This is a genomic window from Microbacterium tenebrionis (assembly GCF_903645325.1).
GTDB lineage: Bacteria > Actinomycetota > Actinomycetes > Actinomycetales > Microbacteriaceae > Microbacterium > Microbacterium tenebrionis.
In genome coordinates this window covers 16,674-38,614 of record NZ_CAHJXQ010000014.1, presented here as the reverse complement: position 1 = coordinate 38,614, position 21,941 = coordinate 16,674, and the positions used below count along the sequence as shown (strand labels likewise).

At 69.5% G+C, this 21,941-nt stretch carries 13 protein-coding genes and 2 pseudogenes; 9 read left to right on the top strand and 6 right to left on the bottom strand.

Going from position 1 to position 21,941, the window contains the following annotated elements:
• On the top strand, window positions 1–1,154 hold a 1,154-nt coding region (locus tag HWX58_RS13950; RefSeq protein ID WP_508619505.1), incomplete at its 5' end, for a DUF8094 domain-containing protein.
• A pseudogene (locus HWX58_RS13945) lies at window positions 1,151–2,097 on the top strand (tetratricopeptide repeat protein). The gene HWX58_RS13950 and the pseudogene HWX58_RS13945, both read left to right, overlap by 4 nt.
• A gap of 9 nt (window positions 2,098–2,106) precedes the next feature.
• On the opposite strand, the gene glgB reads toward HWX58_RS13945, so the two are convergent.
• From glgB to glgX, 3 genes and pseudogenes are all read right to left on the bottom strand, one after another.
• Window positions 2,107–4,284 (bottom strand): 1,4-alpha-glucan branching protein GlgB, encoded by a 2,178-nt coding sequence (gene glgB / locus HWX58_RS13940; protein WP_175988751.1) that lies wholly within the window; start codon window positions 4,282–4,284, stop codon window positions 2,107–2,109.
• Window positions 4,285–4,289: 5 nt separating this feature from the next.
• Window positions 4,290–6,307: pseudogene (locus HWX58_RS13935) on the bottom strand (maltotransferase domain-containing protein).
• A gap of 108 nt (window positions 6,308–6,415) precedes the next feature.
• A complete protein-coding gene (gene glgX / locus HWX58_RS13930) occupies window positions 6,416–8,476 on the bottom strand; it encodes a glycogen debranching protein GlgX (RefSeq protein WP_175988749.1) in 2,061 nt (686 codons plus the stop codon).
• A gap of 92 nt (window positions 8,477–8,568) precedes the next feature.
• On the opposite strand from glgX, the gene HWX58_RS13925 reads away from it, so the two are divergent.
• From HWX58_RS13925 to ligA, 3 genes are read left to right on the top strand one after another with little or no spacing between them, the layout of a single operon-like run.
• Window positions 8,569–9,744, top strand: a complete 1,176-nt coding sequence (locus HWX58_RS13925; protein ID WP_175988747.1) for a cysteine desulfurase family protein — start codon at window positions 8,569–8,571, stop codon at window positions 9,742–9,744.
• A gap of 9 nt (window positions 9,745–9,753) precedes the next feature.
• Window positions 9,754–10,851: a tRNA 2-thiouridine(34) synthase MnmA gene (gene mnmA, locus HWX58_RS13920; RefSeq protein ID WP_175988745.1), complete on the top strand. Its 1,098-nt coding sequence runs from the start codon at window positions 9,754–9,756 to the stop codon at window positions 10,849–10,851.
• 31 nt (window positions 10,852–10,882) lie between these two features.
• Window positions 10,883–13,198, top strand: coding sequence for an NAD-dependent DNA ligase LigA (ligA, locus tag HWX58_RS13915; RefSeq protein WP_175988743.1), 2,316 nt, complete (start codon window positions 10,883–10,885; stop codon window positions 13,196–13,198).
• A 5-nt stretch (window positions 13,199–13,203) separates the two neighbouring features.
• Here the strand turns inward: ligA and HWX58_RS13910 are convergent, their stop codons facing one another.
• From HWX58_RS13910 to HWX58_RS13900, 3 genes are all read right to left on the bottom strand, one after another.
• Window positions 13,204–13,476: an acylphosphatase gene (locus tag HWX58_RS13910; protein WP_175988741.1), complete on the bottom strand. Its 273-nt coding sequence runs from the start codon at window positions 13,474–13,476 to the stop codon at window positions 13,204–13,206.
• Window positions 13,477–13,576: 100 nt separating this feature from the next.
• Entirely contained in the window at window positions 13,577–15,391 is a 1,815-nt protein-coding gene (locus HWX58_RS13905; protein ID WP_175988738.1) for a DEAD/DEAH box helicase, read from the bottom strand.
• A 48-nt stretch (window positions 15,392–15,439) separates the two neighbouring features.
• On the bottom strand, window positions 15,440–17,137 hold the full coding sequence (locus HWX58_RS13900; RefSeq protein ID WP_175988736.1) for a long-chain-fatty-acid--CoA ligase: 1,698 nt from the start codon (window positions 17,135–17,137) through the stop codon (window positions 15,440–15,442).
• A 28-nt stretch (window positions 17,138–17,165) separates the two neighbouring features.
• Between HWX58_RS13900 and gatC the strand changes: the two genes are divergently transcribed.
• The 4 genes from gatC (at window position 17,166) to dinB (ending at window position 21,936) form a co-directional block, all read left to right on the top strand.
• Complete coding sequence (gatC, locus tag HWX58_RS13895; protein ID WP_175988734.1) at window positions 17,166–17,465, top strand: Asp-tRNA(Asn)/Glu-tRNA(Gln) amidotransferase subunit GatC; 300 nt, start codon at window positions 17,166–17,168, stop codon at window positions 17,463–17,465.
• On the top strand, window positions 17,462–18,979 hold the full coding sequence (gene gatA, locus HWX58_RS13890; RefSeq protein ID WP_175988732.1) for an Asp-tRNA(Asn)/Glu-tRNA(Gln) amidotransferase subunit GatA: 1,518 nt from the start codon (window positions 17,462–17,464) through the stop codon (window positions 18,977–18,979). Before gatC ends, gatA begins: the two co-directional genes overlap by 4 nt.
• Window positions 18,979–20,517 (top strand): Asp-tRNA(Asn)/Glu-tRNA(Gln) amidotransferase subunit GatB, encoded by a 1,539-nt coding sequence (gene gatB, locus HWX58_RS13885; RefSeq protein WP_175988730.1) that lies wholly within the window; start codon window positions 18,979–18,981, stop codon window positions 20,515–20,517. The genes gatA and gatB overlap by 1 nt, the downstream gene beginning before the upstream one ends.
• A 162-nt stretch (window positions 20,518–20,679) precedes the next feature.
• Complete coding sequence (gene dinB / locus HWX58_RS13880) at window positions 20,680–21,936, top strand: DNA polymerase IV (protein ID WP_175988728.1); 1,257 nt, start codon at window positions 20,680–20,682, stop codon at window positions 21,934–21,936.
• The last annotated feature ends 5 nt before the right edge of the window (window positions 21,937–21,941 follow it).

The following is a 21,941-nucleotide window of genomic DNA, read 5'->3' as shown; positions in this document are numbered from 1 at the left end:
AGCCGAAGGACGCGGACGCCGCATCCGGATCGGACTCCGAAGCGGCGGCCGATGCGAAGGAGAAGCGCACTGAGCGACGGGCGCTGAAGCGTCGCCGCCTTCTGGTGCTGCCGGCGCTGGGACTCGCCGGCCTCATGTTCGCCGGCTGCTCGAGCGACTCCTGGCCGCAGTTCGACGCGGCCACCCCGACGCCGACCCCGACGCAGACCGTCATCACGCCCGAGAACCAGAAACCGCCGGCAGTGACCCAGGCGCAGGCCTCCCGCATCCTGCAGAGCATCTCCACGACGATCGAGCAGGCCGACGCCGATCGCGACATCGACCTGGCGGGTACCCGCCTTTCGGGCATGGCGCTCGATGCTCGCAGCACGGACTACACGCTGCGCGGGACCCTGGCCGATCGTGAGCCGCCCGCGGCCATTCCGACCGAGGCGATCGAGGTACTGCTTCCGCAGGCCACCGACGAGTGGCCGCGCACCGTGCTCGTACTCAGCAAGAGCAAGAGCGACGACACGATTGCGCCGACCATCCTCACGATGACCCAGGCAGACCCGTGGTCGAACTACATGGTCACGAACATCGCCGAGATGCAGGCGTCGACCGAGATCCCGCAGCTCGCGCCGGCGTGGCTCGGGACGAGCCTGATCACCGAGAACGCCGCGGCCTTCCTCACCCTCGCCCCCGACGAGCTCGCAACCGCTTTCGCGGACGTCGTGGATTCGGGGGAGAAGAGCGAGTACTACGGCTCGTTCGATCCGGTCGCGCTCTCGCTCGCGGACTCCATCGTGCAGAGCCGCAACGCCGTGACTCAGGCCCTCGCCGACGGCGGCGCCGCCGAGACGTCGCAGGCGGCTTTCGACGTCGCTCCCAGCGACGATCCCGCTGTCGCGATGGCGACGCTCGACAGCGGCGCGATCGTCGCTGTCTCGCTCGTCGATCAGGAGAAGATCACGCCGAAGACATCCGATGCGGTGATCCGTTTCGGCGAGAACCCCGAGGCGAAGGCGCTGACCGGTGCCGAGGAGGCGTCGAATGGCGTCGTGACGACCTACGGTCTGCAGCTGTTCTTCTCCGTGCCCAGCCAGGGCTCGACCGAGCAGGTCCGCCTGCTCGCCGTGCACCAGGACATCCTCAACGTGGAAGTGATCAATTGAGCGACATCTCCCCGGCCGCCCTGCGTGGCGCCGTCGACCTCTCGTCCCTGCGCAATCGGCCGGCGGCCCCGGCGAATCCGGCCTCCGCGCCCGATGGCGACCAGACACCGGTGCAGGGCGGGCTCATCGTCGATGTGACGGATGCCACGTTCGGACAGGTTCTGGAGCTTTCACGCACGGTCCCCGTCGTCGTCGATCTGTGGGCAGAGTGGTGCGGGCCGTGCAAGCAGCTCAGCCCCATCCTCGAGAAGGTCGTCACCGAACTCTCCGGCCGGGTCGTGCTCGCCAAGGTCGACGTCGACGCCAATCCGCAGCTGGCCCAGAGCTTCCGCGCGCAGTCGATCCCGATGGTCGTGGCGCTCATCGCCGGACAGCCCGTGCCGATGTTCACGGGAGCCGTGCCCGAGGAGCAGGTGCGCCAGGTCTTCGACCAGCTCCTGCAGGTCGCGGCGCAGAACGGCGTGACCGGCGCGTCGACGTCACGGGCGAGGCGGACGCGCAGGGCGCCGACGAGCCTCAGGAGGCCCCGCTCCCTCCGTTGCAGGCCGAGGCGTTCGCCGCGATCGAGCGCGGCGACTACGCGGCTGCGATCGCGGCGTACGAGAAGGCGCTGGCTGAGAACCCGCGCGATGAGGATGCTCGTGCAGGGCTCGGACAGGTCCGCCTGCTCGATCGCGTGCAGGGACTGGATCTGCAGGAGGCCCGCGCAGCCGCGGCAGCAGCCCCGCAGGACGTTCAGGCGCAGTTCGCCGTGGCCGACCTGGACATCTCGGGCGGGCACGTCGAAGACGCCTTCGGCAGGCTCCTCGACCTGTTCGCCGCACTGCCGTCCGACCAGCGCGCACTCGTGCGCGAGCGGCTGGTAGAGCTGTTCGGCCTCATCGGCGCGGACGACCCGCGCGTCACCGCAGCCCGCAACAGGCTCTCGTCGCTGCTGTTCTGACGCCGGTCCTCAGCTGCGCTCCGGCCGGTAGCGCAACCAGAGCGTCGACAGCGGGGGGAGGGTGATCTTCGCCCTGGGTGTGCCGAGGCGGTCCGACGCGTGCGCGGCGACGCGTCCATAGTTGCCGATGCCGGATCCGCCGTACTCGGTGGCGTCGGTGTTCAGGATCTCCTCCCACACACCGGCGACGGGCAGATCGATCTCGAGGTTCGCGCGCTCGACGCCGGCGAAGTTGCTGGCCACGACGACGCGCCCGCCGTGCAGGTCGCGCCGCTCGAAGACGATCACCGTGGGATCCCAGCTCGGCGCCCCGAGCCTGCGGAAGCGGGTGCTGTCGCCGTCGCGCTCCCACAGCGGCGCCGTGCCACGGTAGACGGCGTTCATGGCGCCGACGAATCGCTGAAGCTGTGCATGCGCCGGCTGATCGAGCAGCCACCAGTCCAGCGGGCGGCTCTCGGACCATTCGGACAGCTGCCCGAACTCCTGCCCCATGAACAGCAGGTTCTTGCCTGGGTGGCCCCACATGTAAGCGAGATAGGCGCGAACGTTCGCGAGCTTGTGCGCATGGTCGCCCGGCATCTTCGAGAGCAGACTGCCCTTGCCGTGCACGACCTCGTCGTGACTGATCGGCAGGAGGTAGTTCTCGCCGAAGGCGTACACGAACGAGAACGTCATCTCGCCCTCGTGGTGGGAGCGGTACATCGGATCGCGGGAGATGTACTGGAGCGAGTCGTTCATCCAGCCCATGTTCCACTTGAACCCGAAGCCGAGACCGGCCTGATCGGTGCGGGCCGTGACGCCGGGGAAGCTCGTCGACTCCTCGGCGATCATGATGATCCCGGGGTGGGCGCGGTACGCGGTGGCGTTGACCTCCTGCAGGAACCGGATCGCCTCGAGGTTCTCGCGCCCGCCGTGCACGTTCGGCTCCCACTCGCCGTCACGGCGCGAGTAGTCGAGGTACAGCATGGATGCCACGGCATCCACGCGCAGTCCGTCGATGTGGAACTCCTCGAACCAGTACAACGCGTTCGCCACGAGGAACCCGCGCACCTCCGGGCGCCCGTAGTCGAAGATCAGGGTGCCCCAGTCCTGGTGCTCACCGCGGCGGGGATCCGGATGCTCGTAGAGCGGCCGCCCATCGAACCGCGCCAGCGCGAAGTCGTCCTTGGGGAAGTGGCCGGGCACCCAGTCCAGGATGACGCCGATCCCAGCCTGATGAAGCCGGTCGATGAGATACCGCAGGTCGTCGGGCGTCCCGAACCGGGCCGTCGGGGCGTAGTAACCGGTGACCTGGTAACCCCACGACCCCCCGAACGGATGCTCCGCGAGAGGCATGAACTCGACGTGGGTGAATCCCGTCTCGGTGACGTGCTCGATGAGCGGATCCGCGATCTCGCGATAGCCGAGTCCCTCCCGCCAGGATCCGAGGTGGAGTTCATAGATGCTCATCGGCTGGGCGACCGCGTGGGTCGCCGCGCGGCGCGTCATCCAGGCGCCGTCCTTCCAGCTGTACGCGGAGAACGGGACGACCGAGGCCGTCTCGGGCGGCACCTGAGTGCGCTGCGCCATCGGATCGGCTTTGAGGATCCACGCCCCGTCCGGTGTGAGGATCTCGTACTTGTACGTCATCCCCGGGGACGCACCGGGGATGAACAGCTCCCAGACGCCGCTCGAGCCCATCGAGCGCATGCTGTGGCCCTGGCCGTTCCATCCGTTGTGGTCTCCCACGACGCGGACCGCCCGCGCATTCGGGGCCCACACGGCGAATGCCACGCCGATCTCGCCGTCGAGGAGGTGCGCGCCCGCGCCCAGCACCTCCCACAGCCGTTCGTGCCTGCCCTCGCTCAGGAAGTGCAGATCGAGCTCGCCGATCGACGGCAGATGGCGGTAGGGATCGCCCGCCGTCTGCTCGTCTCCGCCCTCGTAGACGGTCACGAGTTGATACGGCACCGGCGCACCGAGGTGGTCGCCCTGCCATATGCCGTCAACGGCATGCTGGAGGGGGACGCGTGTGCCGTTCTTGAGGAGCGCGACCACGCTCTCGGCGAGCGGACGCAGGGCTCGGATCGTGGTCGATGTGCGCCCGGCGGAATCGATGGTCGGGTGGGGACCGAGGACATCATGCGGTGCGTGGTGGGCGCCGGCGGCGACGGCCGCCCAGTCGGCGGGGACATGCGGCTTCGTCATGGCGCTCATGGGCGGCCCTTCACGTGGAGGATGTGCACGGGCTCGGCGAACGCGTCGAGCCGGACGTAGTCGTGATCGGTCCAGGTCCAGGTCGCACCGGTGACGAGGTCCTCGACCTCGAACGGATCACCGGGTTCGACCCCCCACACCCGCGTGTCGAGATGGATCGTGGTCTCGCGGACGGAATGCGGGTCGACGTTGACCACGACGATCAGCGTGTCGGCCTCTCCGGTGCCGGTGAACGCCGCGTCAAGGTGCTTCGAGTACACGAGCACGGCGTCATCGTCGCTCCAGTGCACGCTCAGGTTGCGCAGCTGGCGCAGCGCGGGGTGTGCACGGCGGATCTCGTTCAGCCTTCGGAGATACGGCGCGAGGGAATCGCCGGCGGCTTCGGCCCCGGCGAAGTCCCGCAGCTTGTACTCGTACTTCTCGTTGTCGATGTTCTCCTCGGAGCCGGGTCGCGCGACGTTCTCGTACAGCTCGTAGCCCGCGTACACCCCGTACGTGGGAGCGGCGGTCGCGGCGATCGCCGCGCGGATCCGGTACGCGGCGCGGCCGCCGAACTGGAGGTACTCCGTGAGGATGTCGGGTGTGTTCACGAAGAGGTTCGGGCGCAGGTAGTCGGCGGTGTCGACGGCGAGACCGGTGAGGAATTCCTCGAGTTCGCGCTTGGTGTTCCGCCACGTGAAGTACGTGTAGCTCTGCTGGAATCCGGCCGCGGCCAGCCCCCGCAGCGGCGCGGGCCGGGTGAACGCCTCGGCGAGGAAGACGACGTCCGGATCGATCTCGGTGACGCGGGCTATCAACCACTCCCAGAACTGGAGCGGCTTGGTGTGCGGGTTGTCGACGCGGAAGATCCGCACGCCCTGGGCGATCCAGTGCTGGACCACGCGCAGAACCTCCTGACGGAGACCCTCCGGGTCGCCGTCGAAGTTCAGCGGATAGATGTCCTGGTACTTCTTCGGCGGGTTCTCCGCATACGCGATCGTGCCGTCGGGGAGGGCAGTGAACCAATCCGGATGCTCGGCGACCCAGGGATGATCAGGGGATGCCTGCAGCGCGAGGTCCAGGGCGACCTCGATGCCCCTGCGGCGTGCTTCGCCCACGAAATGCCGGAAGTCGGCGGCGTTCCGAGGTCGGGGTGGACGGCGTCGTGCCCGCCCGCGGCGGCGCCGATGGCCCAGGGGGAGCCGGGGTCGCCGGGTCCGGCGTGCAGCGTGTTGTTCGGCCCCTTGCGGTGCGTCCGTCCGATCGGGTGGATGGGCGGGAGGTACAGCACCTCGAACCCCATGTCGGCGACGCGCTGGAGGCTGGCTGCGGCTGTGCGGAACGTTCCGCTCGTGATGCTGCCGTCCTTCTCCTGCTTCGCGCCCTCGGAACGCGGGAAGAACTCGTACCAGGCGGCGACCCCGGCGACCGTGCGTTCGACGAGGAGGCGGTGCTCCTTCGTCTGGGACGACAGCGACATCAGCGGCCGTTCGGCGAAGAGGGCCGCCAGATCGGCATCCGTGGCGATGGCCAGGGCGGCCTCGGCATCACCATCGTCGAGCAGCGCGGAGAACCTGGCCAGAGTCGACCGTTCGGCCGCCGGGCGGGTCCTGTCGGTCGCGGCGTCGGCGAGAAGGTCGCGTCCGAGCGCCGCCATCACCGGCGCGTCGACGCCTGCGGCGATCTTCACGGCCGCGGCGTGAGCCCAGGTCGCGAAGTCGTCCGCGAACGCCTCGAAGCGATAGCGCCACGGACCCTGCGCGTCGAGCGCGATGTCGGTCGACCAGCGGTCGGTGCCGTCGGCCAGCGCCGTCAGCCGATGCAGCGACTTCTCGCCGTCCGGTGCGGTCAGGCGCACGTGCACGCCGATCCGGTCATGCCCCTCCCGGAAGGCGACGACGCTGAACGGCACGACCTCTCCGGCGAAGGATTTCGCCGCGAAACCGCCCGGCGCGGCGGGCCGCGCATCCGCGAGGGGGATGCGGCCGGTCAGCGTGCCCGGCGACGGTGTCGCGGCCCGGGGCCGCAGAGGGATCTGAGCGGGGCTCCGAAGCGCCGCGGGACGTTTGCCAGAACGTGCTGCCACACCCCGAATGTACCGTGCCGCGGTGCCGCGCAGAACCCGTCGTCGGGCGCGCGCCGACTAATCGACGCGGAACAGGCGCATGGACGTGCCGGGGGTGGGCACGAGATCTCCCGGAGCGAACTTCTCCATCGCGTCGCTCGGCCGCTCGTCGGCGCTGGACCAGAGCGAGACGAACGTCGTCGCGCCGTCGATCTCCGGCAGCCGGACGTCGGTGGGGGACTCCGTGCCGTGCACGATCAGCAGGATGCGGTTGACCGGCTCGTCGACGGGCGTGGACTCGGCCACGTACTGCAGTGTTCGGCTTCCCGGATCCGTCCAGTGCGTCTCATCCATCGTCTCGCCGCTCTGGTTGTACCAGTCCATGACCGACGCGTTGGGGGTGTGGACGTCGCGCCGTGCGTATCGCGACGGTCGCAGTGCCGGGTTCTCGCGCCGCAGGCGCGTGAGAGCCGCCACGTGCGCGCGCAGGTCCTCCTGCCAGGGGTCGAGCTCCCAGCTCAGCCAGGTCATGGGGGAGTCCTGCGCATAGGCGTTGTTGTTGCCGCGCTGCGTGCGCCCGGTCTCGTCGCCGGCGGTGATCATCGGGATGCCCGCCGAGAGCAGCAGGGTGCCGAGGAGGTTCCGCATGGCCTTCCGGCGAGCGGCGCCGATCGCGGGATCGTCGGTCGGGCCCTCGACGCCGTGATTGAACGCCCTGTTGGTGTCGGCGCCGTCGCGGTTCTCCTCGCCGTTGGCCTCGTTGTGCTTGATGTCGTAGCTGACGAGGTCGTGCAGCGTGAAGCCGTCGTGCGCGGTGATGAAGTTGACCCCGGCGAGAGGCCCGCGCTCCTTGCTGAACGTGTTGGACGAGCCGGCGAGGCGCGTCGCGAAACCGCCGATGCCGACCGGTGCCGACGCCCGCCGCGCGTAGTCGATGTCGCTGAGCCAGAAGTTGCGCACGCGGTCGCGGTAGCGGTCGTTCCACTCGTGCCAGCCCGGCGCGAAGTTCCCGGTCTGCCAGCCGCCGAGCCCCACATCCCAGGGCTCGGCGATGAGCTTGGCGCCCGCCAGAGCCGGATCGTCCCGGATCGCCAGCAGCAACGGGTGCTCGCGGGAGTACTCGTGCGCGGCATCCCGGCCGAGGGCAGCGGCGAGGTCGAAGCGGAAGCCGTCGATCTGCATCTCGTTCGCCCAGTAGCGGAGCGAGTCCAGGACCAGACGCGCGCCGGCATCCGTCGCGGTGTTCAGCGTGTTGCCGCATCCGGTGGTGTCGATGTACGCGCCGTCCGGCTGCTGTCGGTAGTAGGTCGCGTTGTCGATGCCGCGCAGGCTCGACCGCGGTCCGCCGATGCCCTCTTCGGACGTGTGGTTGTACACCACGTCGAGGATCACCTCGAGGCCGGCCTCGTGCAGCAGCTTCACCATGCCCTTGAACTCGGCGAGCACAGCCTCGGGGCCCTGCTTGCGCGCCTCGTCGGTGGCGTAGGCGGCGTGCGGGGTGAAGAAGTTGAGGGTGTTGTATCCCCAGTAGTTCGTCAGACCCCGCTCGAGCAGACGCGGCTCGGGCACGAAGGCGTGCACGGGCAGCAGTTCGATCGAGGTGACGCCGAGCGAGCGGAAGTGCTCGATCATCGCCGGGTGCGCGAGGCCCGCGTACGTGCCGTGCAGCGCCGGCGGCATGTCGGGATGCCGTTTGCTGACGCCCTTGAGATGGGCTTCGTAGATGACAGTGCGGTCCAGGGGGACGCGGGGTTTCGCGATCCCGCCCCAGTCGAAGCCGTCCTCGATGACGACCGAGCGCCAGTCCTCGTAGCCCGTGCCCTGGGCGAGTCCGCGTCCGTAGGGGTCGAGCAGGAGCGTCTCGGGGTTGAACATGTTGCCGGGCCCGTGCGGGCCGCCCACCCGAAGCGCGTACCGGGTGCCCGGCCGCAGAAGGGGAGTGGTGATCTCCCACACCCCGTCGGGATCGCGCTCGAGGGCCGCCTCGTCGGTGACCCAGTCCAGATCGGTCTCGTCGAACACGACCAGTTCGATGGATGAGGCGTTCTGCGACCAGACGCGCAGGGTCGCGACGCCGTCGTGCAGGCGCACGCCGAGGTGATCGAGGGCAGCACCGCCTGGGGCTGTGAATTCGGGCATGAGTAAAGAATAGGGGCGATGCGCTGGGGTCTCGCCGGATCCGGGACCCGGTTCCAGGTGCCGCGCCGGTCGAAATGGGGGAGAGTTGAGGGATGCGGTTCTATCTCGACCATGCGGCGACGACCCCTCTGCGTCCGGAGGCGCGCGAGGCGTGGCTCACGGCCGCCGAGGTCGTGGGCAACGCCGCGTCGACGCACGGTGCGGGTCAGGACGCCCGCCGGCTGCTCGAGGATGCGCGCGAGACCATCGCCGAGGCGCTCGGGTGCGACCCGATCGAGGTCGTGCTGACGTCGGGTGGCACCGAGTCCATCAACACGGCGCTGCACGGCATGTGGACATCGCGCGCAGCGGATGCCGATGCCGTCGTCCTCCCCGATGGCGAGCATCACGCGACCATGGACACCGTCATGGCGCTGGCAGCCGCCGGCGCGCTGGTCCGCCCGGTTGCGCTGACAGCTCTCGGGCGCATCGAACCGGCGGCGTTCGCCGACGCGCTCCCCGGCGCTGCGCTGGCCACTGCGCTCGTCGCGAACAACGAGGTCGGAACGCTCAACGACGCGCGCGCTCTGTCCGCGGCGGCTGCGGCTGCCGGGGTGCCGCTGCATCTCGACGCCGTCGCGGCCCTCGGACACGTGCCGCTCTCCTTCCGGGAACTGCGGTCGGATGCCGCGGCCGGGACCGGGTTGGTGGCCATGAGTATCGCCGGGCACAAGATCGGCGCACCGGTCGGGGTCGGGGCGCTCGTGGTGGCTCGGACGGCCAGGATGGCTCCGCTGCTGCACGGCGGCGCGCAGCAGCGCGGTCTTCGCGCCGGTACCCAGGACGTACCGGGGGCGGCGGCGCTGGCGGCCGCACTCGTGGCCGCCAGGTCCGAGTTCGACGTCGAGAATGCGCGGCTCACCGGGCTCCGCGACCGGCTCGTCGACGGCATCCGCACTGCCGTTCCCGCCGCCCGTCTGCTCGGCGATCCCGTCGACCGGCTCCCGGGCAACGCGCACATCCTGTTTCCGGGCGCTGTGGGGGAGAGTCTGCTCTTCCTCCTGGACGTCGCCGGTGTCGCGGCATCCACGGGATCGGCCTGTCAGGCAGGCGTCGCCGAGCCCTCGCACGTCGTCATGGCGATGGGCGGCAGCGAGCGGGACGCCCGGAGCGTCCTGCGCTTCACGCTCGGCCGCACGTCGACAGACGCCGATGTCGACGCCGTGCTCGGTGCCATCGCCGATGCCTACGCGCGGGCGTCCGGTGCCCGCTCCGCCGGACGCTCGTAGACTGGGGTCATGCGGATCCTTGCGGCCATGAGCGGTGGCGTCGACTCCGCCGTCGCGGCCGCGCGTGCCGTGGAGGCGGGCCACGACGTCACCGGCGTTCACCTCGCCCTCTCCAGGGCCGGCGGGACGCTGCGGACGGGCAGTCGCGGCTGCTGCACGATCGAGGATGCGATGGATGCCCGGCGTGCCGCCGATCTGCTCGGCATCCCGTTCTACGTCTGGGACTTCTCCGAGCGCTTCCGCGACGACGTGATCGACGACTTCATCTCGGAGTATCAGGCCGGCCGCACCCCCAACCCGTGCATGCGGTGCAACGAGAAGATCAAGTTCGCCGCCCTCCTCGAGCGTGCGCTGGAACTCGGCTTCGACGCGGTGTGCACCGGGCACTATGCCAACCTCGTCTCCACCGAGACGGGGCTCGAGCTGCACCGTGCCGCAGACGACGCCAAGGACCAGTCGTACGTTCTCGGCGTGCTGACCGCCGAGCAGCTCGCGCACACGTACTTCCCGCTGGGCGAGACGCCGTCGAAGGCGATCGTGCGCGCCGAGGCTGCCTCGCGCGGCCTCAGCGTCGCGCAGAAACCCGACAGTCACGACATCTGCTTCATCCCCGACGGCGACACGCGCGGCTGGCTGGCCGAGAAGGTCGGGGCCGAGCAGGGCGAGATCCTGGACCGCGACGGTCAGGTTGTCGGATCGCACGACGGCGCGCACGCGTTCACCGTCGGGCAGCGGCGAGGACTCAAGCTGGGCATCCCTGCGCCCGACGGCAAGCCCCGCTTCGTTCTCGAGGTCCGGCCGGTGACGAACACGGTCGTCGTCGGTCCGAAGGAGGCGCTCGCGATCGGCGAGATCTCAGGTGAGCGGCACTCGTGGGCAGGGGCCGCGCCCACGTCGGACGAGTTCGACTGCGAGGTGCAGATCCGTGCGCACTCCGAACCCGTCCCCGCGCATGCGTCGGTCTCGGCCGACGGGGTGACGGTGGTGCCGGATGTGCCGCTGGACGGCGTGGCGCCAGGCCAGACCGCGGTGCTCTACGTCGGCACCCGGGTGCTCGGCCAGTTCACGATCGACCGGACCGTGTCGGCGGTTCCCGTCTCGGCCTGAGAATGTCGGTGTGCGCTCCTAAACTGAGACGGTGCCGGAGAACATCTCGCTGGAAGACGCCCGCGTCGAGGCAGAAGAGCTGACCACACGCATCCTCGAGGCGAAGGACGCGTACTACGGGCGCGACACCTCGCTGGTGGATGACGCGACGTACGACGGGTGGATGCAACGTCTCGAAGAACTCGAGCGACTGCACCCCGAGCTGCGGGGGCAGGATTCCCCGACGCAGATGGTGGGCGCCGCGCAGGCGACGGGACTGGCGACCATCGAGCACGCCGAGCGGATGCTGAGCCTCGACAACGTCTTCTCGATCGAGGAGCTGCGTGAGTGGGCGGCGAAGACCCGCTCGGCCGCAGGGCGCGACGTCGCCTGGCTCACTGAACTGAAGATCGACGGCCTCGCGATCAATCTGCGCTACGAGAACGGCGTGCTCACCTCGGCGGCCACGCGCGGTGACGGCCGCGTCGGCGAGATCGTCACCGAGAACGCGCTGCGCCTGCCGATGATCCCGGAGCGCCTGAGCGGCGAAGGACACCCCGAGATCGTCGAGGTCCGCGGCGAGGTGTTCATCCCGGTCGCGGCGTTCGAGCGCCTCAACGCCGCGCAGGCCGACTTCCGCGAGCGGGCGTACGCCGATGCGCTCGCACGATGGGAGGGCCGCGGCGGCGCGAAGCGTCCCTTCGAGGAGGAGAAGGCGCGCAGCGCTGCGGCTCGTCGGTTCCCGGCCTTCGCCAATCCGCGCAACGCCGCCAGCGGTGGCCTGCGCCAGCAGATCGACAAGAAGGACGGGCTCGAACTCGAGGCTGGGCTGCTGCGGATCGCGTCGCTCGACCTGTACGTGCACGGCATCGGCGCATGGACGAACCCGCCCGTCGCCGCCCAGAGCGAGGTGTACGACCTGCTCGCGTCGTGGGGGCTCCCGGTCAGTCCGCACTCGAAGGTCTGCACGTCGATCGACGAGGTCGCCGAGTTCGTGGCGTACTTCGGCGAGCATCGCCACGACATCGAGCACGAGCTCGACGGCATCGTCGTCAAGGTCGACGAACTCGCACTTCACGACGAACTGGGCATGACCTCACGGGCGCCGCGCTGGGCGATCGCCTACAAGTACCCGCCGGAGGAGGTGCAGACGAAGCTGCTCGACATCGTCGTCTCCGTCGGTCGCACCGGGCGCGCCACGCCATTCGCGGTGATGGAGCCTGCGCACGTCGCAGGGTCCGTGGTCCGGCAGGCCACCCTGCACAACAAGGACGTCGTGAAGGCCAAGGGCGTGCTGATCGGCGACACCGTCGTCCTGCGCAAGGCGGGCGATGTCATCCCCGAGGTGCTCGGGCCCGTGGTCGAACGTCGAGACGGCACCGAGCGCGAGTTCGTCATGCCCGCGGACTGCCCTGAGTGCGGCACGCCGCTGCGGCCCATGAAGGAGGGCGACATCGACCTGCGTTGCCCGAACGCGCGTTCGTGCCCGGCGCAGGTCCGCGGCCGTGTCGAGCACATCGGTTCGCGGGGCGCCCTCGACGTGGAGGCGCTCGGAGAGGTGACCGCTGCGGCGCTGACGCAGGCCGAGCCGCCCGCCGTCGCCCCGCTCGACACCGAGGCCGGCCTGTTCACCCTCACCCTCGAGCAGATCGTGCCCATCGAAGTCGTGGTGCGCGACGCCGAGACGGGGCTGCCGAAGGAGGACGACGACGGCATCGTCAAGACCCGCGCGCCGTTCCGCCGCAATCCCACCGCGGCCGAGAAGAAGCAGGGGATCGAGGGGCCGCAACCGTCGTCGCAGGCACAGACGCTGCTCGCCGAGCTCGAGAAGGCCAAGACCAAGGAGCTGTGGCGTCTGCTGGTTTCGCTCAACATCCGGCATGTCGGTCCGGTCGCGGCGCGAGCGTTGGCGCAGTGGTTCGGGTCGCTCGATGCCATCCGGGCCGCGACGCGTGAAGAGCTCGCCGCCGTCGAAGGCGTGGGCGGGATCATCGCCGACTCGCTGCGGGACTGGTTCGAGGTCGACTGGCACGTCGATATCGTCGAGCAGTGGGCTGCAGCAGGCGTCCAGTGGGCGACGCCGGGGCACCCGGGGCCGGGTGCTGCGGCGGCCCTGGGCGGCGTGCTCGACGGGCTCACCGTGGTGGCGACAGGGTCGCTCGAAGGTTACACGCGCGACGGTGCTCAGGAGGCGATCATCAAGGCCGGCGGCAAGGCGGCATCGAGCGTCTCCAAGAAGACCGACTTCGTCGCCGCAGGCCCCGGGGCCGGCTCCAAGCTCGCGAAGGCGGAGGAACTCGGCATCCGCATCCTGGATGCCGCGCAGTTCCACCTCCTCGTGACCGAGGGCCCCGACGCGCTCGCCTGACGAGGTCAGGTCGAGCGGATGCTGAAGCCCGCCCCCGGCTGTGCTGCGGCTGCCGTGACGTCGACGCCGTCAACGCGTGAACCGATCGGTCCCGTGGCCATCGCGTCGAGAACCGCCTGAACGGCGGCATCCGAACCGTGCAGCTCCGCCTCGACCGACCCGTCGCGGAGATTGCGCACCCAGCCGGTGACGCCCTGAGCGTCCGCGGCATCCCGCACGAACCAGCGGAATCCGACGCCCTGCACCCGTCCGCGCACCACGACCCGCACCGACTTCATGTCTTCAGCTTGCTCGCATTTCCGAAGCGAAACGGGGTTTGCGGCATGACACGGGCGCAGGTGGCCCGGGTCTCATGCTGCAAACCCCGTCTCGAGGAACTCAGCCCTTGTGCCGCGGCTTGCGCGCCGGGCGGTCGTCGTACGACGGACGGTCCCCGCGCTCGTAGCCGCTGTCACGGTCCTCGCGCGGGCGGCGCGCACCGCCTCCGCGCGGGCCGCGGTCGGGCTTGATCTCGATCGCGCGTCCCGAGATGCGGGTGTCGCGCAGCTTCTCGAGCACGGATGCCGGCATGTTCGCCGGAAGCTCCACGATCGAGAAGTCGGGGCGGATGTTGATCGCACCGAAGTCGTCGCGGCCGAGGCCGCCCTCGTTCGCGAGCGCGCCGACGATCTGGCGGGGCTCGACGCGGTGACGGCGTCCGACCTCGATCCGGTACGGCGCGTAGTCACCGCGGCTGCGGCGCTCGCGTGGCTCGCGTGCCGGGCGGTCGCGGTCACGGCCCTCGCGCGACGGACGGTTCTCGCGGGCGACGGCGGCGGTCAGCTCATCGTTCTCGGGGTCGAGCAGCAGAGGAGTCTCACCCTGCGCGACGACGGCGAGGGCCGCGGCGACATCGGCCTCGGGCACGTCGTGGTTTCGGACGTAGTGGGCGATGATGTCGCGGAACTTCTCGATGCGGTCGCCTTCGCCCAGGGCAGCGGTGATCGCGTCGTCGAAGCGTGCGAGCCGCGTGGTGTTGACGTCCTCGGTGGTCGGCAGCTGCATCTGCGTCGGCTGCTGGCGGGTCGCCTTCTCGATGTGCTTGAGAAGGTAGCGCTCGCGCGGGGTGATGAAGCTGATCGCATCTCCCGAGCGGCCCGCACGACCGGTGCGTCCGATCCGGTGCACGTACGACTCGGTGTCGGTGGGGATGTCGAAGTTCACGACGTGGCTGATGCGCTCCACGTCCAACCCGCGGGCGGCGACATCGGTGGCGACGAGGATGTCGAGCTTGCCGTCCTTGAGCTGATTGACGCTGCGCTCGCGCTGCACCTGGGGCACGTCGCCGTTGATCGCCGCCGCCGAGTATCCGCGGGCACGCAGCTTCTCGGCCAGCGTCTCCGTCTCGTTCTTCGTGCGGACGAACACGATCATCCCGTCGAAGTTCTCGACCTCGAGGATGCGGGTGAGTGCGTCGACCTTCTGCTGGTACGAGACGACGAGGTAGCGCTGCGTGATGTTCTGGTTGGTCGTGGTCTTCGCCGTGATCGCGACTTCTTCCGGCGCGTTCAGGTACTGCTGGGCGAGGCGCCGGATCGCGGCGGGCATCGTCGCCGAGAACAGCGCGACCTGCTTGTCGGACGGGGTCTGGGCGAGGATCTGCTCGACATCCTCGGCGAAGCCCATCTTGAGCATCTCGTCGGCCTCGTCGAGCACGAGGTACTTCAGCTCGGACAGGTCGAGGGTGCCCTTGGCCTGGTGGTCCATGATGCGCCCCGGCGTGCCGACGACGATGTGCACGCCGCGTCGCAGCGCCGACAGCTGCACGCCGTAGCCCTGACCGCCGTAGACCGGCAGCACGCGGACGTCCTTCATGCGCGACGAGTACGCCTCGAACGCCTCGCACACCTGCAGCGCGAGCTCGCGGGTCGGGGCGAGCACGAGTGCCTGCGGAGTCTTCTGCGACAGGTCGAGGTTCTCGAGCACGGGAAGCGCGAAGGCGGCGGTCTTGCCTGTTCCGGTCTGCGCGGTGCCGAGAACGTCACGGCCCTGGATCAGCAACGGGATGGTCGCCGCCTGGATCGGCGATGGCGTCTCGTAGCCCAGGTCGCGGACGGCTTTGAGGACGGGCCCGGTGATGCCGAGCTCCTCGAATCCGGGTGTCGTGGTCGACTCGTCGGCGGGCTCAGTGCGGGGTGCGTCTTCAGGGGTCACTGATCAAAGGTAGCGCCCCGCGCCCGCGCTTGTCTGGGAGAACGCGCGTCAACTGCCGGTGAGGGCTGTGATCTTCTCCTTGACCTGGCGGCGCAGCACCTTGCCGATGAGCGACTTGGGCAGCTCGTCGACGACGAACAGGCGCCGCGGGACCTTGTACGGGGTGAGGATGCTGCGGGCGAAGGTGCGGATGGCGTCCTCGTCGAGCTCTGCGCCGGCATCCAGCACGACGGCGGCGACGACCTCTTCACCCGAGTGGCCGCTGGGCAGTCCAACGACGGCGACGTCCTCGATGGACGGATGCTGACGCAGCACGTTCTCGACCTCGGTGGGCGAGACGTTGAAGCCGCCGGTGATGATGAGCTCCTTGATCCGGTCGACGATCCGCACGAAGCCGGCGTCATCGATCGTCACGATGTCGCCCGTGCGGTACCAGCCGTCGACGAACGCCGCTTCCGTCACCTCGGGCTTGCCGTAGTACCCGGAGAACACCTGCGGCCCGCGGACGACGAGCTCGCCGGGGGTGCCCGGCTCGACATCCTTCGTCGGCTCGTCCGGGTCGACGACCCGGCACTCGGTTCCGGGGAGCGGCAGCCCGACGGTACCGGCGACGCGGTTCTCCGCCACGGGATTCGCCATGAGCACGGGGGAGCATTCGCTGAGCCCGTATCCCTCGACGAGGTAGCCGCCGCTGGCGGCTTCGAACGGCACGACCAGCTCATGCGGCAACGCCATGGCGCCCGAGATGGCGACCTCGGTTCCCGCCAAGGAGATGCCCTTCGCCGTGGCCGCGGCCAGCAGGCGCTCGGCGATCGGCGGCACGAGCGGCAGGAACGTCGGCGGATGCTTCTTCACGACGTCGAGGACGAGGTCCGGGTCGAACTTGGGGAAGAGCACGAGCCGCGCACCCATCGACATCGCGAACGTCAGACAGAGCGTGAGCCCGTAGGCGTGGAACATCGGCAGCACCGCGTACACGACGCAGCCGTTGCCGCGGGTGATCGAGGGAACCCACGACTGGGCCTGGGCCGCATTGGCGAGCAGGTTCCGATGCGTGAGCGCGGCGCCCTTGGGCGTGCCCGTCGTGCCGGACGTGTACTGGATGATCGCGAGGTCGTCGGTGGCCGGACGCGGGTGCGATGCCGGCAGCGGCTCGGAGCGCACGATCTGCTCCCACGAGATCGCCCCGCGGACCTTCTCGGTGAGCGCTTCACGCGACTCGCGGGCCTTCGCGATCGGCAGCTTCAGAGCGAGACGGGTGAGCGTCGGCATGGCCGTGGTCACATCGACGGAGATGAGCGAGGTCACCGCAAGATCTTGAGGGAAGTCCTGCACGGTCTTCACGACCTTGCTCCACACGATGGCGTGCTTGGCGCCGTGGTCCTCGAACTGCTTGCGCAGCTCGCGCGCCGTGTACAGCGGGTTGTGCTCGACGACGATCGCGCCCAGCCGCAGCACGGCGTAGAAGGCGACGATGTGCTGCGGGCAGTTGGGCAGCACGATGGCGACGGGGTCGCCGGCGCGCACGCCGAGCGCATGGAGCCCTGCGGCGGCACGATCGATCGCCTCCTGCATCTGCCCATACGAGGTCGTCCGGCCGAAGAACTCCAGCGCCGGAGCATCCGGGTAGTCCCGTGCCGAGGCTGCCACGATGTCGATGAGCGAGCCGCTGACGGGAGCGAGTTCGGCAGGAACACCCTCGGCGTAGCTGGCGATCCAGGGACGAGGGGGAACGAACGTCGTCATGGTCTCAGCCTAGAACTAGACTTGGGGAGTGTCTGAAATCACCCCTGATCTTGTGCGCCATCTCGGCGTGCTCGCGCGCATCCAGCTGAACGACGACGAGGTGACGCGGCTCACGGGCCAGCTCGATGCCATCGTCGACAACATCGCCAAGGTCTCGCAGGTCGCGACGCCCGACGTGGTGGCCACGAGCCACCCGATTCCGCTGGCGAACGTGTTCCGACCCGACGAGGTCGGCGACACGCTCACCCACGAGCAGGTGCTGCAGAACGCGCCGGATGCCGCCGACGGCCGCTTCCGCGTGACCGCGATCCTCGGGGAGGAGCAGTGAGCGACATCATCCGACTGACCGCCGCCGAGCTCGCCGAGAAGCTCTCCGCCGGCGAGGTCTCCAGCCGCGAGGCCACCCAGGCGCACCTCGACCGCATCGCCGCCGTCGACGGAGACCTCCACGCCTTCCTGCACGTCAACGACGGTGCGCTCGCCGCCGCGGACGCGATCGACACGGCCCGCGCCGCGGGGGAGCAGCTGCACCCGCTCGCCGGCGTCCCGCTGGCGATCAAGGACGTGCTGGTGACCACCGATCAGCCGACCACGAGCGGGTCGAAGATCCTCGAGGGCTACATGTCGCCCTACGACGCCACGGTCGTCGCCCGCTCGCGCGCGGCCGGCCTCGTGCCGCTCGGCAAGACGAACATGGACGAGTTCGCGATGGGTTCCTCCACCGAGCACTCCGCCTACGGCCCGACCCGCAACCCCTGGGACCTCGACCGGATCCCCGGCGGGTCCGGCGGCGGTTCGGCGGCCGCGGTCGCCGCGTTCGAAGCACCTCTCGCCCTGGGCTCTGACACCGGAGGGTCGATCCGGCAACCGGCGCACGTCACAGGCACGGTCGGCGTCAAGCCCACGTACGGCGGCGTCAGTCGCTACGGTGCGATCGCGCTGGCCTCGAGCCTCGACCAGGTCGGTCCCGTCACGCGCACCGTGCTCGACTCGGGCCTCCTGCACGACGTCATCGCTGGGCACGACCCGCACGATTCGACCTCTCTCACCGACGCCTGGCCGTCGTTCGCAGATGCCGCACGCGAGGGCGCACGCGGGGACGTTCTGAAGGGACTGAAGGTCGGCGTCATCAAGGAACTCCCGGACTCCGGTTTCCAGCCCGGCGTCGCGGCATCCTTCCGCGCCTCGCTCGATCTGCTGGAGCGGAACGGCGCCGAGGTCGTCGAGATCTCCACTCCCCACTTCGAATACGGTGTCGCCGCCTACTACCTCATCCTCCCGGCCGAGGCATCCAGCAACCTGGCGAAGTTCGACTCCGTGCGCTTCGGCCTCCGCGTCACGCCGGACGGCAACCCGACCGTGGAGGACGTCATGTCGGCCACCCGCGACGCCGGTTTCGGCGACGAGGTCAAGCGCCGGATCATCCTCGGCACCTACGCGCTGTCGGCCGGGTACTACGACGCCTACTACGGCAGCGCGCAGAAGGTGCGTACGCTGATCCAGCAGGACTTCGACCGCGCGTTCGCCGAGGTCGACGTCATCGCGACGCCGACGGCGCCGACCACGGCGTTCAAGATCGGCGAGCGGATCGACGACCCGCTGCAGATGTACTTGAACGACGTCACGACGATCCCGGCGAACCTCGCCGGCGTGCCCGGCATCTCGATCCCTTCGGGGCTGGCAGATGACGACGGTCTGCCCGTCGGCATCCAGTTCCTCGCGCCTGCGCGTGAGGATGCCCGTCTGTACCGGGTCGGCGCCGCGCTCGAAACACTGCTGGTCGACTCGTGGGGAGCGTCGCTGCTCACCCGAGCCCCGCAGCTTGCAGGAGGGAACCGCTGATGGCTGCGGCAAAGCTGATGGATTTCGACAAGGCGCTCGAACTGTTCGAGCCGGTGCTCGGCTTCGAGGTGCACGTCGAACTCAACACGAACACGAAGATGTTCTCGGCCGCGCCCAACCCGGCCAACGAGAAGTATCACGCAGCTGAGCCGAACACGCTCATCGCACCGGTCGACCTGGGACTTCCCGGCGCGATGCCGGTCGTGAACGAGACGGCGATCCGGTCGTCGATCAGCCTCGGGCTCGCGCTGAACTGCTCGATCGCCGAGTCCAGCCGGTTCGCGCGGAAGAACTACTTCTACCCGGACCTCGGCAAGAACTACCAGATCTCCCAGTACGACGAGCCGATCGCGTACGAGGGCTCCGTCGAGGTCGAGCTCGAGGACGGCACGCTCGTGACCGTTCCGATCGAGCGGGCGCACATGGAGGAGGATGCGGGCAAGCTGACCCACATGGGCGGCGCCACCGGGCGCATCCAGGGGGCGGAGTACTCGCTCGTCGACTACAACCGCGCCGGAGTCCCGCTCGTCGAGATCGTGACGAAGACGATCTTCGGTGCGGATCACCGAGCGCCGGAGGTCGCCAAGGCCTACGTGTCGACGATCCGCGACATCGTGCGCAGTCTCGGCATCTCCGAGGCGCGCCTGGAGCGCGGCAACCTGCGCTGCGACGCGAACGTGTCGCTGAGGCCGCGCACAGCCGAGGGCGAGGAGCCGGCACCGCTCGGCACCCGCACAGAGACGAAGAACGTCAACTCGATGCGGTCCGTCGAGCGCGCAGTCCGCTACGAGATCCAGCGCCAGGCGCAGATCCTCCATGACGGCGGTTCGATCACGCAGGAGACCCGTCACTGGCACGAGGACACCGGCACGACCTCGCCCGGTCGCCCGAAGTCGGATGCGGACGACTACCGCTACTTCCCGGAGCCGGATCTGCTCCCCGTGCAGCCGGCGGCCTCTCTCGTCGAGGAGCTGCGCGCAGCCCTGCCCGAGCAGCCGGTGGCTCGTCGTCGCCGGCTGAAGACCGAATGGGGGTTCACCGACCTCGAGTACCAGGACGTGCGCAACAGCGATCTGGTCGATGCCGTCGAGGCGACGATCGCCGCGGGTTCGACGCCTGCCGCCGCCCGCAAGTGGTGGACGGGTGAGATCACCCGTCTCGCGAACGCGCAGGAGAAGGATGCCGCGACACTGGTCAGCCCCGAGAACGTCGCAGCCCTGCAGAAGCTCGTGGACGAGGGAACCCTGACCGACAAGCTCGCACGTCAGGTCCTCGAGGGCGTCATCGCCGGCGAGGGAACGCCGCAGGAGGTCGTGGATGCCCGCGGACTCGCGGTCGTCTCAGATGACGGGGCCCTCATCGCGGCGATCGACGAGGCGCTGGCCGCTCAGCCCGACGTCATGACCAAGATCAAGGACGGCAAGGTGCAGGCCGCAGGCGCCATCATCGGTGCCGTGATGAAGGCCATGAAGGGGCAGGCGGACGCCGCACGCGTGCGCGAGCTCGTTCTGGCCCGCGCAGCGGAGCCAGAAGCTTAGGCGAAGTCTCGAGCGCGCCGCCCAGTAGCGCCGCCTCGTGCCCCGACACTTCGGGGGCCGCGGGCCCGGATGTCGGACCGATTCACGTGATCGGTCCGACATCCGTCGTTTCGGCCCCCGGACTGTTCGTCGGATGTCGGTGCCCTCGGCGAGAATGGACGTATGGGGCGCGGTGACGGACGTGGCCGCATCGTCTCACCCGACGGTGCGGACGACAGCGGCACGCGCATCCTGCACGTCGACATGGATGCGTTCTACGCGGCCGTCGAGGTGCTCGATGACCCGTCGCTGCGCGGACTGCCGCTGATCATCGGGGCGCCGGACGGCCGTTCGGTCGTCTCGAGCGCATCGTACGAGGCTCGTCGCTACGGTGTGCGCGCCGCGATGCCGGTCGGTCAGGCCATGCGCCTGTGCCCGACGGCGAAGATCGTGATGCCGCATTTCGAGCGCTACCAGGCCGTCTCGAAGCAGGTGATGGGGGTGTTCGAGTCGATCACACCGCTCGTGGAGCCGCTGTCCGTCGACGAGGCGTTCCTCGACGTCCAGGGGGTGCGCCGGCTGTGGGGGAGCCCAGGACGGATCGCGCGCATGGTGCGCGAGCGCGTGCACGCCGAGGTCGGGATCACGTGCAGCGTCGGCGTCGCCGCGACCAAGCACGTCGCGAAGATGGCCTCGACGCTCTCCAAGCCCGACGGTCTGCTGATCGTCGCGGCGGCCGACACGCTCGACTTCCTCACGCCGCGCTCGGTCCGTGCGCTGTGGGGCGTGGGGCCGAAGGCCTCCGAGGCGCTGGAGGCCCGCGGCATCCGCACGATCGGCGACATCAGGAACTCCCCGCAGGACATGCTCGATCGTGCCGTCGGACCCGCCCTGGGCGCGCGCATAGCGCAGCTCGCGCGCGGCATGGATGCGCGCGAGGTCGAGACGGAGCGGGTGGAGAAGAGCGTCGGTCACGAGGAGACCTTCGACGTCGACATCACCGATCGCGAGTTCCTTCGCGCCGAGCTCCTGCGACTCGCCGATCGGGTGGCGGTGCGGCTGCGCCGAGCAGACTGGGAGTGCGGCACGGTCGCCATCAAGGTGCGCTTCGACGACTTCACCACTCTCAGCCGGTCGCAGACCCTCACGGAGCCGACCTCCGTCGGGCAGCGCATCGGCGAGGCAGCGCAGAGCCTCTACGAGTCGATCGACCGGCGGGATCCGATCCGCCTGATCGGGGTGCGCGCCGAGAAGCTGCGGTCGGCGGGCAGCGCCGCTTTCGCCCTGTGGGACGACGACGAGCACTGGCGCAAGGTCGAGGGAGCGCTGGATGACGCGCGGGCCCGGTTCGGCAACGCCACGATCACGCGCGCTCGGCACATCGGCCGCGGCGACGGGCGGGGCGCCGCGCGGCATCCCAAGGATCACGGGGTCGATTGAACTCC

What these genes read in the sequence shown, in the direction of transcription:
- glgB (WP_175988751.1), bottom strand. Translation starts at nt 4,284, where the DNA reads ATGACGAAGCCGCATGTCCCCGCCGACTGGGCGGCCGTCGCCGCCGGC.
- glgX (WP_175988749.1), bottom strand. Translation starts at nt 8,476, where the DNA reads ATGCCCGAATTCACAGCCCCAGGCGGTGCTGCCCTCGATCACCTCGGC.
- HWX58_RS13925 (WP_175988747.1), top strand. Translation starts at nt 8,569, where the DNA reads ATGCGGTTCTATCTCGACCATGCGGCGACGACCCCTCTGCGTCCGGAG.
- mnmA (WP_175988745.1), top strand. Translation starts at nt 9,754, where the DNA reads ATGCGGATCCTTGCGGCCATGAGCGGTGGCGTCGACTCCGCCGTCGCG.
- HWX58_RS13910 (WP_175988741.1), bottom strand. Translation starts at nt 13,476, where the DNA reads ATGAAGTCGGTGCGGGTCGTGGTGCGCGGACGGGTGCAGGGCGTCGGA.
- HWX58_RS13900 (WP_175988736.1), bottom strand. Translation starts at nt 17,137, where the DNA reads ATGACGACGTTCGTTCCCCCTCGTCCCTGGATCGCCAGCTACGCCGAG.
- gatB (WP_175988730.1), top strand. Translation starts at nt 18,979, where the DNA reads ATGGCTGCGGCAAAGCTGATGGATTTCGACAAGGCGCTCGAACTGTTC.
- dinB (WP_175988728.1), top strand. Translation starts at nt 20,680, where the DNA reads ATGGGGCGCGGTGACGGACGTGGCCGCATCGTCTCACCCGACGGTGCG.